The following is a 17421-nucleotide window of genomic DNA, read 5'->3' as shown; positions in this document are numbered from 1 at the left end:
CTTTTTTGCTATAATTCCAAAAATAATTATTTGGAATTGAATTCTAGATTATTTTTAATTTTTTTACTAAAATTGAAATTTATTGAGAGGTCTTTTTTTGCATGCTTTTGTTTTTTTTTTTTTAAAAATAGCCGGTCTTAAGGTTATTTGAGAGCTCATAAATATTGATGGAATTTTCGAAAAAGTCTCGTTTTTCCGAAGTAAATCTTCAATTTTGTTTTTCGCCTTTTTAAGAAAAACCCACCTAAACTCGCTTTTTTATGAGTTTAAAGTTAAAAATTAAGAATTTTTTAGGTTAAAAATATGAATTTTCTTATTTTTTAACGTTTTGTTTTGTAAGAAATAATGACATGTATTTATTTAAAAGGTGTATTTCATCGGATTTTTTTAACATTTAAACGATTATATACCTATTCTAAAACCAACTTTAACCGCAGCTCGAAGATGTAATTATATTTGTATAGCAAAAAAAATTGCCGGTATAACAAACTTAATAGCTGTTGTTTAGTATGATAAAAACTTTACTTTTTAATTTATTTTCTACTTCCAAAAAATCATTTGCTCTGAATGTGAAATTGATGTGCTTGGGGATGTTTTTTGTGGTTTCGTTTGCAAATGCTGCTGTCAGAACTGCTTCAGTTTCTGGTCTATGGAGTAGTACTGCAACTTGGGGAGGCTTAAGTGTACCTGGTGCTGGAGATACCGTAATAATTAATTCGGGTGTAATTGTGACATTAAATGTTAACACGCCTAAACTTCTTAGTGTGACAATAAATTCAGCAGGAGCAAACAACGGAATCACTTTTAATCCTGGTTTTTTATTAGATATCACTGGTGGTTTAATTATGAATGCATCAAGTACCGGGACAAGTAATAGTACGGTTGCAGTTGGAACAGGAACTTTGAATGCGGGAAGTATTTCAATTCCGGGGGGGACAACTACCAATAGATTTTGTATGGTTTCTGCTTCAACTGGTATCATAAATGTTTCGGGAAATGTTACTTTTACAGGAACTGCTGCTCAAGCAAGATTAACGTTAAGTGGGGCAGCAATCCTTAATATCTCTGGTGATTTTTCTTCTGGAGGTACATTTGCTGCGGGTACTGGTACCGTTAATTTTATTGGAGATAATCAAAGCATTGGGTCATATGCTACGTATTTTAATTTAACAACTTCTGGATCCGGTGATAAAACATTAGCTGGTCCTATAACTGTGCGAAATCTTTTGATAGGTACCGGAACTTGGTTAATTGATAATGATAAACAAATAGCAGGGAATGCTGCCGGGACATTAACACTTCAAGTAGGTGGAGGACTTCAGTTAGGAGGTGGCGATACTAGTTTATCGGTTGATCCTACTAGTTTTCCAAGTGGGTATCTTACGGGTAATATTGATTTAAAAGGTCAGGTAAAATACAATTACAATGGAAAGAAAGGTGGTGTCCAAACTATTTCTACAGTTCCAACATATAATGATCTTGAATGTCAATTTCCTGGGACTAAAAGGGCAGGATCCGGAACATTAACAATAAAGGGAGGTTTTGCTACAGCTTCTCATTTAGATCTTAGTACTAATAACCCAACTATAAATCTATCTGGTAATTTTACTCTTTATAATGTTGGAGCAAATGTCTTACTGACATCAAACCCCTTTTCGATTGGCGGAGATTTTGTAAATGATTTACTTGCATCGGGGTCTTTATCAAATGGAGGGGGTACGGTGATTTTTAATGGTATCGGCGCTCAGGCTATAAAGGGAAGTTCAACTGTAATAACAGCATTTAATAATCTTACAGTTAATAAAACTTCGGGAATTCTTAGTTTAACAAGTTCGAATCAAACTATAGGAAGTAATTTAACAATTACGGCAGGAACACTTGATCTTTCAACTTTTACTTTAAATAGGACTGCATCAGGTGGGACATTAAATATTGCGAATGGTGCAACTCTTAGAATAGGCGGGACAAATAATTATCCAGTAAATTTTGGTACATACACACTAGGAGCAACAAGTATAGTAGAGTATTATGCTTCAGCGAATCAAACGGTAGGTGCTGTAAAGTATGGTAATCTTGTGTTAAGTGGTAGTGCAATAAAAACATTTCCTACGTCAATAGTTACTATAGCAGGTAATCTTAATATAAATTCAGGAGTTGTTGCAGATTTAAGTAATGCAATGGTAACACATACTGCGGCAACACTTACGCTTGGAGGAATGAGTACACCCGCTGGTACTTGGGGAAGTACCACATCTAATGCTACAAATATAAATGACACTTATTTTACCGCAATGGTAGGTAAAGTAAATGTTGGTGCTAGTTGTTTACTACCAGCCGTATATGCGATGACAGGTGTCACCAATAAAACGTATTGCAGTATAGAAGCTGGAAGTACAATGGGTCTGTCAAGTTCTGAGAATGGAGTTAGTTACCAACTAAAGAAGGGGAATGTTGTAGTTGCAACAGTTGCAAATGGGAATGGTAGTCCAATAAGTTTTGGAGTTTATAATTCTACTGGAAATTATACAGTGGTCGCTACGAGGGTTGGTACTTTTTGTACAGCTACGATGAATGGTGCAATAAATATTTATCGTACTAGTTCACCACCACTTCCAACAGCTACAGTTGCTAATGCTTCTTGTCCAGGGACTGCAACAGGATCGATTACTGTGACAAACACGGTTGCTCCGTCATCTCTTTCTTTTGTTAGTGCCAATACTCAATATGTTGATCTTAATACTACTTTGCTTTCTAATAGAACTGCCTTTACAGTTGAGGGGTGGATTAAGTTTGATGCTACTAAGGTTGTACCAAGAATGTCGCTTTTTGGACAAAATGATGTTATTGAAATTGCTTTTGAAGATGGTGGACTTAAATGTTGGACACCAGCCGGTAGTGTACTTGTACCTATGGCGGAAATTACTGGTGGATATGTTTGGCATCATATAGCCGTTACTGGTGATGGATCTACACTTAAAATTTATATTGATGGAGGAACACCAAAAAGTGCAAACGTACCGACATCGAATTATGGAATTAGTAATGATACCACTAAAATGGGATATGGTGTAATGGATAGTGGCGGTGTGGGATTAACAGGAGAAGTGTTTAAATTAGGTTTTTGGAATAGGGCTCTTACCGCAGGAGAAATTTTAACGTTGTCATCAGGATTTGTTGAGTATGATGCATCTTTAAGTGGTTTACTGGCGGGATATAGTTTTAATGAAAGTGCTGGTACAACTATTTCAAGTGTTGGTAGTGTAGCTCCAATCGGGATACTTAAAAATAATCCTACATGGACTGATCCCTATACATATACTTGGACTTCGAATCCTGCTGGATTTACGTCAAACTCAAAAAACATTACAGGTTTAACCGACAGAACCTATAATTTAATTACATCTTTAAAAGGCTGTACAAATTTAGGTTCTTGGACTGTAAACGCAGATAATTTATCTACAGCCTTAACAGGTCAACCATCAAATACAATTGTTTGCGCAGGAAGTAATGCTAGTTTTGGAGTTACGGCAACAGGAACTACTTTGACATACAAATGGCAGGTTAGTACAAATGGCGGAACAAATTTCAGTGATCTAACAAATAGTGCGCCTTATTCAGGTGTAACTACAGAAACGCTTAATATTACAGGAGCTGCAACAGCATTGAATAATAATCAATATCGTTGCGTTGTAACAGGCACTTGCTTACCGGCAGTAACCTCTAGTGCTGCAACTTTGACAGTAAATTCTTTACCGTCAATTACAGGTCAGCCATCAAATACAATTGTTTGCGCAGGAAGTAATGCTAGTTTTGGAGTTACGGCAACAGGAACTACTTTAACATACAAATGGCAGGTTAGTACTAACGGCGGTACAAATTTTAATGATGTAGCAAATAGTGCGCCTTATTCAAATGTGACTACAGCAACACTTAATATTACAGCCACTACGGTAGCAATGAGTACTTATCAATATCGTTGTATTGTAAGTGGTACTTGTACTCCGTCCGTAACCTCTAGTGCTGTAACCTTAACCGTAAATTCTTTACCATCAATTACTAGTCAACCAACTAATTCGGGTATTTGCGTAGGAAGTAACACCAGTTTTGGAGTTACAGCAACAGGAACTACTTTAACATACAAATGGCAGGTTAGTACTAACGGCGGTACAAATTTCAGTGATCTAGCAAATAATGCACCTTATTCGGGTGTAATTACATCAACACTTAATATTACAGGCGCTACTATAGCCATGAATAACTATCAATATCGTTCTATTGTGAGTGGTATTTGTACTCCGGCAGTAACTTCTAGTGTTGCAATTCTCACTGTAAATCCAAATTCAGTTGGGGGCTCAATTACATCTACGGCAACAGCTAATAGTCTTTGTACAGCGACAAATAATGTTACATTAACGCTATCCGGTCAAACCGGAACTGTTTTAAGATGGGAATCTTCGACAGATAATTTATTTACGACACCTACACCAATTTCTAATACTACCACAAGTTTGTTAATTAGTAATATAGCTAGTACAACTTATTACAGGACAGTAGTAAAAAGTGGGGCATGTAATACAGCTACTTCGTCATTTATAAAGATTATTACAGGTAAACCTACAGCAAATGCAGCAACTGCAGAAAATTGTGCTGGGTTTACTGCAAATTGGAATAAAGTTGATGGAGCGGATACTTATTTAATTAGTATTTCTAAAGATAATTTTGTTACTATTTTATCAGCTTATAACGGTAAGGATGTTGGCGGAGATGTAAATTCATTTTCTGTAACAGGTTTAGCACCAAATACTAACTACCAATATCAAATTCATGCAGTTTTACCTTGTGGGACTTATGCTGTTGGGTCAAATATTATTTCAGTAACTACATCGGACTTGCCAATATCTGGCACATTTACTGGAGGAGCCGCTGAAATATGTATTGGTGAAAAAACTACTTTTACGAACGGAACACTTGGTGGTACCTGGTCTATCTCAAATGGCACAGGAAGCGCAAGTATAACAACCGGTGGAGTTGTAACAGGTGAAGCTCAAGGTCTTGTAACGGTTGTTTATGCCGTAACAAATGGAACTTGTTCAAATAGTACATCACAATCTTTAACAATCAATCCGCCAGTAACAACTCCAACAGTTGATACAGTAACCCCAATATCTTGTACAACAGCTACAGGAAGTATAGCCTTAAGTAGTTTGCCTGCAGGATCATGGACAATCAAACAAAGCGGATTTGCAGCAGCCACTATAAACGGAAATGGGAATATTAGAACAATTTCAGGTTTAGCAAAAGGAAGTTATACTTTTACAGTTACGGAGGGTAACTGTACTTCGGGGGAAACAGCTTCGATTGAAATAAAAGACGAATCAGAAACGATTTGGAATGGAACGATATGGTCTAATGGAAATCCAACTAAAGATAAAAAAGTTACAATATTGTCAGTTTCGCCAAATCAACCTTTTATTGGTGATTTGGACCCTCTAGTCTATAAGGATATATTTGCTTGTTCTTTAACCATAGATAGTGGTAGTGGTGAAGTAGTGATTCCGAGTAACATAACTTTAACAATTACTAATGCAGTAATCACTAGTGGTAATTTGAGATTTAAAAATAACTCAAGTTTAATACAGAAAAATAATAATTCTGGAATTAATTCTGGGAACATTTTTTATGAACGTACAACCACACCAATTTTTCAGAAAGATTATGTATACTGGTCTACTCCTGTAAATCCACAGAAAGTGGGTGATGTTTCGCCTTTTTCTTCAAAGTTTTATGGTAATGATGGTGTCCAATGGGTAACGGCAACTAAACCAACCCTTATGAAAGTTGGGCACGGATACATCATTCGTGGTCCTGATAATTATAATAATGATATCAGACAAGATTATCCTGCAGTTTTTATGGGAGTGCCAAACAACGGTAACCTTGAAAGTGAAGAGCTAATAGCGAAAAGAAGTTATTTAATAGGGAACCCCTATCCAAGTGCATTAAGTGCAGAGGCTTTGATAAATGAGAATAAGATGTTAGATGGTACACTTTATTTTTGGACACACAATACTCCTCAAGATTTAACAACATATACTCAGTATTCACCAGATGATTATGCTGTTTTTAATTTAAGTGGCTCAGTATCTGCATCAGCAAAGTCTGATCCACTTCACAATGATGACCCGAGTAAGGATAAGGGAAAAAAACCATCGGGTAAAATAGCTGCAGGACAAGGCTTTTATGTTCGTGTAATTCTTCAGGGGAAAGTAAAATACAACAATTCAATGCGATTAGGCGCATCCGATAATACTCAATTTTTTAAACCAGGTGCTGCTGGTGCTATTGAGAAAAATCGTATTTGGCTAAATATGACTAATGCCGGAGGTGCTTTCAAACAATTATTAGTATCTTATATTGAAGGAGCAACCAATAATTACGAAAGCAAATACGATGGTGTCACTTTTAATGCTAATCCTTATCTTGACTTTTATAGTGTAAATAATAACACCAAGTATGTAATTCAAGGCCGCGCTCTGCCATTTGTAGATACAGATATTGTCCCGTTAGGATATAAAACTACTATTAAAGGCGATTTCACTATTTCTATAGATGAGGTTGACGGTAAAATGAGTAATCAAGCTATTTATTTAGAAGATAAAACAACAGGAGAAATACATGATTTAAGAGCGAGTAATTATACTTTTAAAACTGAGATAGGAACTTTTCTGGATCGTTTAGTTTTGCGTTATACTGGAAAATCATTAGGAACGGGAGATTTTGAAAATCTTGAAAATGGCATTTTAGTTTCAGTGAAAAACAAAGTAATCAATGTTTTGTCATCCAAAGAAAACATCAAAGAAGTAGCTGTTTTTGATATATCGGGAAAATTGCTTTACAGCAAAAAGAAAGTTGGAAACACAGAATTACAAATACCAAATTTACAGTCAGGTGATCAGGTATTGTTGATAAAAGTGACCTTAGAAAATGATTTCACAACAACCAAGAAAGTTATATTTAATTAAAAAATAATAGATCTAGAATAAAGAATCCATTCCGTTTTTCGGAATGGATTCTTTATTTAAAGAGTTTTAAATATCACTAAAAGTGGGTATTGTAGTTTTTAATGCGACTTTGTAAATTAGTTTAATTCTTACAAATTGTATTAATCTTATATTTTTCACTTTGATTAAAAAAATATTTCTTTTACTAACTTTAACAAGTTGCTTTTATAATACGAAACTTAATGCCCAGCAAGGAAAAGTAGATGTTACGTTTAACACACTTGACGATGGACAAAATGGAGATGGTTTTGACAATACAGTGCGAACTTTATTTTTACAAACTGATAAGAATCTAATTGTTGGAGGCGATTTTTTGAGTTTGCACGGAATCCCTTCTCCTTATTTAACTCGATTAAAACCAGATGGAACTATTGATGAAACTTTTAATACCGGAACAGGTTTTAACGGAAAAATTTATTCAAGTTACATTCAGCCCGACGGTAAAATAATTGTTGGAGGTAGTTTTACAACTTTTAACGGAGTAAGCTCAGGAAGACTTGTAAGGTTAAATGCTGATGGCTCATATGATAGTACATTTGATTCTTCAATTGCTGCGACAACGGGCATCATTTACGATATTTCTCCGCAAGCCGATGGAAAAATTATACTAGTAGGAAGTTTTACAAAGTATAATAATGTTACTGTAAATAGAATTGCTCGTGTCTTTCCAAACGGCACTTTAGATACCAGTTTTATGACAGGTTCTGGTTCTGCATCAAACATTACAAATGCTAGGGTACTTTCGAATGGGAAAATTATAATTACGGGCAATTTTACTTCATTTAATGGTTTGTCAATTAATAGAATTACACGCCTATTTAGTGATGGTACAGTAGACAAAACTTTTAATACAGGTACAGGTTTTAATGATGATGTAAATGCAATTTGCATTCAGTCCAACGGAAAAATTATATTAGGAGGGAAATTCACAGATTATAATGGAAATGCCGCAGGAAGAATCGTAAGAATTAATCAAGATGGAACCGTTGATAACAATTTTACACCCACATCGGGATTTAGTGGAGATGCCGTTCAAATAATCAAAACAGATCCCTCAGGAAATATAATGGTCGGAGGATCTTTTACGGGTTTTTATAATGGACAAGAAGTAAATCGAGTTTGTCTATTAAATGCTGACGGAAGCTTAAACAGGGATTTTGATACTGGTTCAGGACCGGGATCTGCTTCAGTTTTAGCTTTAGTAAATGATTTGGAAGGATCTTGGTATATCGGAGGTTCATTTTCCGTCTTTGACGGTTTAAATCAGGGGAAATTAGCCAAAATTAATGCGGAAGGAGAACATGATGTAGGTTATCTTTCGTCCGGAATAGGTTTTGACAATTCTGTTCTAAAGGTGTTACCCTTGCCAAACAAAAAAACAATGGTATTTGGGAGTTTCACCAAATTCAATGGAGCCACCAATTCAAGAATAACAAGAATTTTAGAAGATGGTTTATATGATCCAACTTTTAATTCGGGGCAGTCTGGGGCAAACAATCTTATAAAATCTGGCGTAGTACAATCAGATGGTAAAATAATTTTTGGAGGAAACTTTACAAAATATAATGAAAGTACTTCTAATCGAATCGTTCGAATTTTTCCTGACGGAGCAATTGATAATACTTTTAATATTGGTTCAGGATTTAATAGTCAAGTATATGCAGTAGTCATTCAGTCCGATGGAAAATTTATTGTAGCAGGAGGTTTTACCAGTTTTAATAGTTCACCGGCACCAAGAATAGTGCGGCTATTACCAAGTGGTTTACGAGACATGAGTTTTAATGTTGGTCTTGGTGCAGATGCAATTATAGAAACACTACAAATTCAGTCTGATGGTAAAATCTTGGTAGCAGGAAGATTTAATAGTTTTGATGGAATCTCATATTCACGTTTGGTGCGGTTAAATTCAAACGGAAGTATTGATCCCAGTTTTAAGATTGGGTCTGGTTTTGATAAGTACATCTACGCAATTGGATTACAATCGGATCAAAAAATAATTTTAGGAGGTTCGTTTTTAACTTTTAATGAAACTTCACAAAAACGAATTGTACGACTAAATTCTGATGGAACATTAGATACTACTTTTGAGTCGGGTATTGGTTTTAACAAAGGTGATGTTCGTAATCTTTTAGTCCAGCCTGATGATAAGATTTTAGTTGGTGGAACCTTTTCAGGGACTTATAAAACCCATACTTCATTGCGATTAATTCGTTTGGAGAAAACAGGGAATTATGACCTTACTTTTAAATCAAATTTCAATAATAAAATTTATACAATGAGTTTTACACCAGATTATAGATTAATCATTGGAGGTGATTTTAATTCAATATCCGGAATTTCGAAACATAGAATTGCGCGCTTAAAACTTTGTTTAGATTCAACTGTTTGGAACGGTCTTGCTTGGTCAAATGGTTTTCCGTCAGGTGGAAAAGAAGTGATTTTTAAAGATAATTATCCAACTCTAACAACATCAAATATATGTAGCTGTAGTATTGATGAAGGAAAAACGGTAAAAGTTTTGAATGGCAATAGTTTAGGAATTGAATTTTCGTATACAGGATTAGGAAGTTTAATTTTGGAAGATTCGGCAAGTCTATATCAATCTGATGATGAAATGATAAATACGGGATTTGCTGTCATAAAAAGAAACTCATCTCCGATATTGAAAAAAGATTATACTTATTGGGGCTCTCCAGTCAATTATCAAAGGTTAATTGATTTTTCACCCAATACTGTTGCAAATAAATATTTTTCGTTTGATTATGAAGTGAAAAATTGGGCCCAGGAAAATCCAAATAATAATATGATTTCAGGTAAAGGATACATCATTCAAGGGCCACAAAATTTTTCTGCAAATATTCCAGCCAAGTTCGAGGGAGTTTTTAAAGGTATTCCAAATAATGGCAAAGTTGAAATTAAACTAGGACCGGCTAATGTTAATAGCTTAGCAGGGAATCCTTATCCATCAGCACTTGATGCCGATGTTTTTTTGACTAAAAATAAATCAAAAATCAAAGGAACAATGTATTTCTGGACTCATAATACACCCGTTACGAATTTAAAATACTCGTCTGATGATTATGCGGTTTATAATTTACTTGGCGGTGTTGGTTCAAGAGGGGCTTTATCTACAGGTGTTAATGAAACTATTCCAGATGGAACAATCGCCTCGGGTCAGGCTTTTTTCATTACAAGCAAAGGTTTTGGGTCGGCTGAATTTAATAATAGTATGCGAATTATAGAAAGAAATGCGTCATTTTTTAAGCCAACTAAAAATGAAAAAAATGTTGAAGATAAGAATAGAATAGATAGACATCGAATCTGGTTGAATTTAAAAAATTCAGAAGGTGTTTTTAAGCAACTTTTGTTGGGCTACATTCAAGGGGCTACAAACTTGTATGATGAAGATTATGATGCATTGTCTATTAATGGAAATCAGTATGTTGATTTTTTCAGTACAGCCGAGAATAAGAAGTTGGTGATTCAGGGAAGAGCCTTGCCTTTTGTTGACACAGATTCAATAAATTTAGGTTATAAGACTTCTATTGCAGGACGTTTTGACATTAGTATTGATCATACCGATGTATTATTTGATGATTTAAATGTTTTTATAGAAGACAAAGAATTAAAAATTGTTCATAATTTAAAAGATGGGCGGTACCTATTCAATACCCAACAGGGAACTTTCTTGGATCGATTTATATTAAAATTTACAAATGAAGTTTTAAAAACTAGAGTCTTTGAAAATAGTAAGAAAAAGATTTTTGTTTCAACAAAAGATAAAATCATTAGTGTAATTTCTACTGAAGGTTTGATTAATGAATTATCTGTTTTTGATATTTCAGGAAAATTACTTTATAATAAAAACAATTTAGATAATTCAGAATGTCAAATATCGCTTTTAGATTCAAGTCATCAGGTTTTATTAATAGTCGTTAAACTAGAAAACGGAAATAAAACAATTGAGAAAATTATTATCTAAATAAAATTGAAAATCTACTCTAATTAAAAGCCATTCCATAAAAGGAATGGCTTTTTTAATGGGTGTTGTAGACTAATAGATAACCATGATTTTATCCCTTTTATAATTGAAATATGAAAGTGAATAGACGGCTAAATTTTTGAATTAAATGTGCGAAATGCCTTGGTTTTAATGGAGATTCTTTAAGCTTTTATCTTTGTTAAGTTTAAAGTAAGTGTTAAATTCTTACATTTTTAGCTGAAAAATACCATGAAATTGTAAATAAAATAGTACCTTGTTACAATATACGCTTTAAAAGCATTTAAGATAATTCTTATTCTTTTAGATTTAGTTCCAAATTAATAAGCTGTTTTTTTTTGTTTTTCTTATCCCTATTACTGATTGCCGAATTTAATCGCCCCATTTAAATGAAACAAAAAGTACTTTTTACATCATCCGTTTGCTTGTAATTAACAGAGTAGTTTCCTTGTTATATTTTTTGTGGTATTGCTAAATTCGAGTCTTTTTCAGACCCCAATCTGATTAAGAATTTATGTTTTACCTACTAAAAAATACCACAATGAAAAAAATTTTACTTACTCTTCAGTTAATTGCATTACCCTTATTTTCTTATGCACAAACTAAAACTGTTTCTTTTACAGCTACTGGAACTACTAATTTTACAACCACATTTACTGTTCCTGCCGGAGTAACCCCAATTACTATTAACGCCTGGGGTGGCGGTGGCGGTGGCGGTAGCGCAATTGTAGGGGGATTAGATTTGCAAAGAGGCGGCGGCGGCGGCGGCGGCGGTGCATTTGCAGGGGGAGTATATACAATTTCTTCCGGAATATCATTATCTATAACAGCTGGAGGTGCAGGTTCTGGAGGTCCAATGTCTACCTCTTTAAATCCCGGAAGTGGTTTAGCTGGGAAAACCTCAACAGTTGTTGGGTTGGTTACAGCCGTTGGAGGAAACGGAGGGACAGGAAATAATAGCGGGGGTACAGTTTCAGGAGGTGCGGGAGGTTTAGCTTCTGCATCAATAGGGCAGATAGTCAAGAATGGAGTATCAGGTGCTTCAGGAACTACTGGAGTGATAGGCTTGGGAGCTGTTGGAGGTGCTGGCGGTAATAGTGTTGATGGCAGTGGTGCCCTGGCTGCTGCAGGTGGCGCTGAGAGAGGTTCTTTCTTAGGAGCTACTGCTGGTAATCCCGGTTTTATACCTGGAGGAGGAGGAGGAGGAGCAAAGAATCTTTTGGCTACTCCAACTCCTGGAGGAGTAGGAGGAGCAGGAAAAGTAATTTTGACTTATGATTGTCCTGTGTATAGTTTAACGGGTATTTCAGCATCTGTTGTAGACCTCTGTGCCGGAACATCATCTAGTATAGTGCTTAGTGGTTTAGCTCCAGGAGTTTATAGCGTGGGATATGAAGTGAATACTGTAGCGCAAACACCAGCTAGTATGATTGTAAATGCTACTGGAAGTGGCTCATTTATCGCTCCCGGTTTTACAACTTTAGGGAATAAAATTTTGGAAGTTAAGTCTTTAACTTCAGGAACAAGTGCAAATGCAGCTGATAATTGTACTACTTCAAATATTAGTTCATTTAATACGATTACAGTTACCACAATTTCTTCAGGTACAGCACCATTTGCTTTGGCAGGAACGGGAGCTACCTGTAATCAGATCACAGCCAATTGGCAGGCTGTTTCCGGAGCAACATATTATGAATTAGATGTAGCGACAGATGCCGCGTTTACGAATTTTGTAGCGGGTTATACTGCTTTTAATGTTGGAAATGTTCTAACAAAAAATATTGCTGGATTAGTTAATACTTCAAATTATTTTTATAGAGTAAGAGCATATAAGGGAACTTGTATCAGTGCAAATTCGAATGTAATTACTTATAAACCTGCGATTGCTCCAGGTAATGTTGTTTTATTGCCAGTTACAAGTGTAAATTGTTCAGTTTTTACTGCCAATTGGACAGCTGAAACAAATGCCGCGACTTATTTATTGGATGTTTCAACAGATTCAAATTTTGGTACTTTTATTTATAATTCTCTCAATGTTGGTAATGTAACAAACTATACAGTAACTGGATTATCAGCAAGTACTACTTATTACTATAGAATTCGTGCTCAAAATGGTTGTAATAGCAGTCCAGTAGGAACAGCTGTGGTACAAAATACAATGACAACATCTGCAATTCCGGGAGCAATCGTAGCTAACTCACCCACAAATATCATTTGTTCCGTATTTACTGCTAATTGGGATGCGCAAGCAAATGCAGCAAGTTATTTATTAGATGTCTCAACAGATATAAATTTTGGCAGTTTTGTTGGAGTTTATAATTCCTTTAATGTTGGAAATGTAACAACTTATACTGTTACTGGTTTATCAACATCTACAATATATTATTATAGATTAAAAGGTAAAAATGGTTGTGGTAATAGCACAATTTATTCAAATCTTCAAACGGCAAAAACTTTAAATAGTGCGCCCGTCGCACCAACAGCAGTGAGCTCTTCTGCAGTTTTGTGTAATCAGTTTACAATGTCATGGGGTGCTGCAACAAATGCTTTAACGTATCAGGTACAGATTTCGACAAATAATACATTTCCAGTTACTGCAGCTACCCAAACATTTTCTGGAATTACTGCTACTTCATACACTTTTACGGGTTTAACAGTAGGGACAGTTTATTTTTATAGGGTATTAGCAAGAAATGGATGTGGAGATAGTGTCTACGGAGTTCCTTCACCAACTTCTATAACTACTCTTACGTTACCTGCAACACCAACTATATCAGCTTCTGGCGCTCTGAATATTTGTCAAACAGGTAATGTGATTTTAACCTCAAATGCAATTTCAAACAATGTATGGTCGACAGGTGAAGTAACGCAAAGTATTGTGGTTAGCTCCGCAGGAAATTATACGGTAAAAGTCGTCAACTCGGCAGGGTGTGAAAGTCCATCTTCTTTGCCAGCAACAGTAACAATTTCTAGTTTGCCAACAGCTACAGCAGGAGGTAGTAAAACAGTATGTTCTAATGGCTCAGCCATAGTAACTGGAGCAGTAGCCGCAAATGGGACTATTTTATGGACAATTAATGGCGGTTCCGGAACATTGACGAATGAGACAACATCCAATCCTACGTATACACCAACTTTGGGAGGTGCCGCAAGAACTATAGTTCTGACTATGACAGTTACAAGTGATAATGCTTGCGCTCCGCAAATAGCAACGGCATCTTATACAATTAATATTGAAGCCGCACCAACAGCGACCTCATCTGGCTCTCAAACGATTTGTTCTAATGAATCCGTAACTGTAAACGGAGCTACCGCTACAAACGGAACCATTTTGTGGACACACAATGGTTCTGGATCTCTGGTTAATGCAACAACAGAAACACCTACTTATACTGCTGCAACAGCTGATGAGGGAAAAATAGTGACATTGACAATGACAGTGACATCTTTGGTCGTTTGTTCAGTTCCATATTCGGTAACAGCAACATATCCTATTAATGTTAAGTATTTACCGGCCATTCCACAATCTGAGACGCTTATTCCTCCAACATGTCTCATCCCGACGGGCAGTGTAGTTTTAAAAGGATTACCAAACAGAAGCGATTATCAAATTGTTCAAAGTGGAACTTCTAATAATATTTATACAGGTGGCTCAGGCTCTGATTTAACCAGATTTACTATTGCAGGACTTGCTCCCGGAACCTATAATTTTACAATACAATTTCCCGGAAGCTGTTCTTCACAACCTTTACAAAATGTAGTAATTACTCCTTTGGTTACAAACACATATACTGTATTGAGCGGTTGGTCAAATGGAACGACAACAGTAAATCAAAATATTGTTTTTGATGATGATTTTTCTTCAAATAGTGATCTTACTGGCTGTACTTGCAAAGTTAATGCAGGAAAAAAAGTGACCATAAACTCGCTGCATACTTTAAGTGTAGAAAAGGATTTGATTATTGATTCTGCACCTGGAACTTCGCTAACATTCAAAAACAATTCAAGTTTATTACAAGGCAATAATAATTCTACGGTTAATTCTGGGAATATTTTTTATGAACGTACAACCACACCAATTTTTCAGAAAGATTATGTATATTGGTCAACCCCTGTAAATCCCCAGAAAGTGGGTGATGTTTCGCCTTTTTCTTCAAAGTTTTATGGTAATGATGGTGTCCAATGGGTAACGGCAACTAAACCAACTCTTATGAAAGTTGGACACGGATACATCATTCGTGGTCCTGATAATTATAATAATGATATCAGACAAGATTATCCTGCAGTTTTTATGGGAGTGCCAAACAACGGTGACCTTGAAAGTGAAGAACTAATAGCGAAAAGAAGTTATTTAATAGGGAACCCCTATCCAAGTGCATTAAGTGCAGAGGCTTTGATAAATGAGAATAAGATGCTAGATGGCACACTTTATTTTTGGACACACAATACTCCTCAAGATTTAACAACATATACTCAGTATTCACCAGATGATTATGCTGTTTTTAATTTAAGTGGCTCAGTATCTGCATCAGCAAAGTCTGATCCACTTCACAATGATGACCCGAGTAAGGATAAGGGAAAAAAACCATCGGGTAAAATAGCTGCAGGACAAGGCTTTTATGTTCGTGTAATTCTTCAGGGGAAAGTAAAATACAACAATTCAATGCGATTAGGCGCATCCGATAATACTCAATTTTTTAAACCAGGTGCTGCTGGTGCTATTGAGAAAAATCGTATTTGGCTAAATATGACTAATGCCGGAGGTGCTTTCAAACAATTATTAGTATCTTATATTGAAGGAGCAACCAATAATTACGAAAGCAAATACGATGGTGTCACTTTTAATGCTAATCCTTATCTTGACTTTTATAGTGTAAATAATAACACCAAGTATGTAATTCAAGGCCGCGCTCTGCCATTTGTAGATACAGATATTGTCCCGTTAGGATATAAAACTACTATTAAAGGCGATTTCACTATTTCTATAGATGAGGTTGACGGTAAAATGAGTAATCAAGCTATTTATATAGAAGATAAAACAACAGGAGAAATACATGATTTAAGAGCGAGTAATTATACTTTTAAAACTGAGATAGGAACTTTTCTGGATCGTTTAGTTTTGCGTTACACCGGAAAAACGTTAGGAACGGGAGATTTTGAAAATCTTGAAAATGGTATTTCAGTTTCAGTGAAAAACAAAGTAATCAATGTATTATCATCCAAAGAAAATATCAAAGAAGTAGCTGTTTTTGATATATCCGGAAAATTGCTTTACAATAAAAAGAAAGTTGGAAACACAGAATTACAAATACCAAATTTACAATCAGGTGATCAGGTATTGTTGATAAAAGTGACCTTAGAAAATGATTTCACAACAACCAAGAAAGTTATATTTAATTAAAGAATAAAAAGCAGCTATAGATCTTAAAACTATAGCTGCTTTTTATTTAGATAAATTTATTTTAAAAAGTCTTTTGTAAATTTTCATTGGTATTCTGAATTGCCTTTTCATTTTTATAATCAATCCATTTTTGGCCTTTAAATTTTCGCATTATAATATCAAAATGGCGCATAATGAAAACATTATAAACTGCTTTTGATAAATGGGTAATGTTCTTGGGAAAAGCCCTTAAACTCATTGAAAATCCCGGAGTCAAATACTTCATGTAATGCCAGTATCCTTCAGGCATATACAGTGTTTCGCCATGTTTCAGATTCGTAATATAACCTTCGGCATTTTTAAGCGCAGGAAATTTTTCGTAATCAGGATTGTCAAAATCAATGTCTTCTCTCGAAATCAACGCATGCGGAACTTTATACATATACTTGGATTGATCGGGAGCAAAAAGCATACATTGTTTCTCTCCATGAAAATGAAAATGCAGAATATTTGAATAATCAATATCATAATGCATAAACACTTTTGAATTTTCTCCACCAAAAAACAGCATTGGCATTTGCTTGACTAATTTTAAGCCAATATCAGGCCATAAAAAATCCTCTTTAAGCAAAGGCACTTCTTTCATTAAATTGTAGAGAAAAATGCGATAATTTGTTGGCTTGGACTGTAAGAGATTAATGTAATCGCTCATTTTCATTGTGGTATGTGCTTCATTGAAGCCATCTTTATGATTTACGGGTCTGTTATCGTATAAAGGAACGATAGTGTCGCCGGCGATTTCGTTGATATAAGATAATTTCCATTTATGATAAGCGGGCCAATCTTCGGTTAGCTCTTCAATTACAACTGGAATTTGTTTTTTTACATATTGGGAAATAAAATCAGCTTTTGAGATTTTTTTTACCCTTTCGATTTGTTTTACCTTCATCTCTTTAAATAAAAAATTGCTTATAACTCTG

The 17421-nt window shown here is 35.1% G+C and carries 4 protein-coding genes; 3 read left to right on the top strand and 1 reads right to left on the bottom strand.

Annotated features, from left to right (window positions below):
* Positions 1-509 precede the first annotated feature (509 nt).
* The 3 genes from ACHRVZ_RS07230 (at position 510) to ACHRVZ_RS07220 (ending at position 16462) form a co-directional block, all read left to right on the top strand.
* Positions 510-7022 carry a T9SS sorting signal type C domain-containing protein gene (locus tag ACHRVZ_RS07230; protein WP_395421588.1) on the top strand — a complete coding sequence of 2171 codons (6513 nt, stop codon included), beginning with the start codon at positions 510-512 and terminating at the stop codon, positions 7020-7022.
* 160 nt (positions 7023-7182) lie between these two features.
* Positions 7183-11043, top strand: coding sequence for a T9SS sorting signal type C domain-containing protein (locus ACHRVZ_RS07225; RefSeq protein ID WP_395421586.1), 3861 nt, complete (start codon positions 7183-7185; stop codon positions 11041-11043).
* Positions 11044-11602: 559 nt separating this feature from the next.
* Entirely contained in the window at positions 11603-16462 is a 4860-nt protein-coding gene (locus tag ACHRVZ_RS07220) for a fibronectin type III domain-containing protein (RefSeq protein ID WP_395421585.1), read from the top strand.
* Between the two features lie 61 nt (positions 16463-16523).
* Here the strand turns inward: ACHRVZ_RS07220 and ACHRVZ_RS07215 are convergent, their stop codons facing one another.
* Positions 16524-17390: a cupin-like domain-containing protein gene (locus ACHRVZ_RS07215; RefSeq protein ID WP_395421584.1), complete on the bottom strand. Its 867-nt coding sequence runs from the start codon at positions 17388-17390 to the stop codon at positions 16524-16526.
* Positions 17391-17421: the final 31 nt, after the last annotated feature.

Origin of the sequence: Flavobacterium sp. FlaQc-57 (genome assembly GCF_044007395.1) — a bacterium.
Lineage (GTDB): Bacteria > Bacteroidota > Bacteroidia > Flavobacteriales > Flavobacteriaceae > Flavobacterium.
This window is presented reverse-complemented; position numbering and strand designations above follow the sequence as displayed.

Coding starts and splice junctions, on each gene's coding strand:
- ACHRVZ_RS07230 (WP_395421588.1), top strand. CDS start 510: ATGATAAAAACTTTACTTTTTAATTTATTTTCTACTTCCAAAAAATCA.
- ACHRVZ_RS07220 (WP_395421585.1), top strand. CDS start 11,603: ATGAAAAAAATTTTACTTACTCTTCAGTTAATTGCATTACCCTTATTT.
- ACHRVZ_RS07215 (WP_395421584.1), bottom strand. CDS start 17,390: ATGAAGGTAAAACAAATCGAAAGGGTAAAAAAAATCTCAAAAGCTGAT.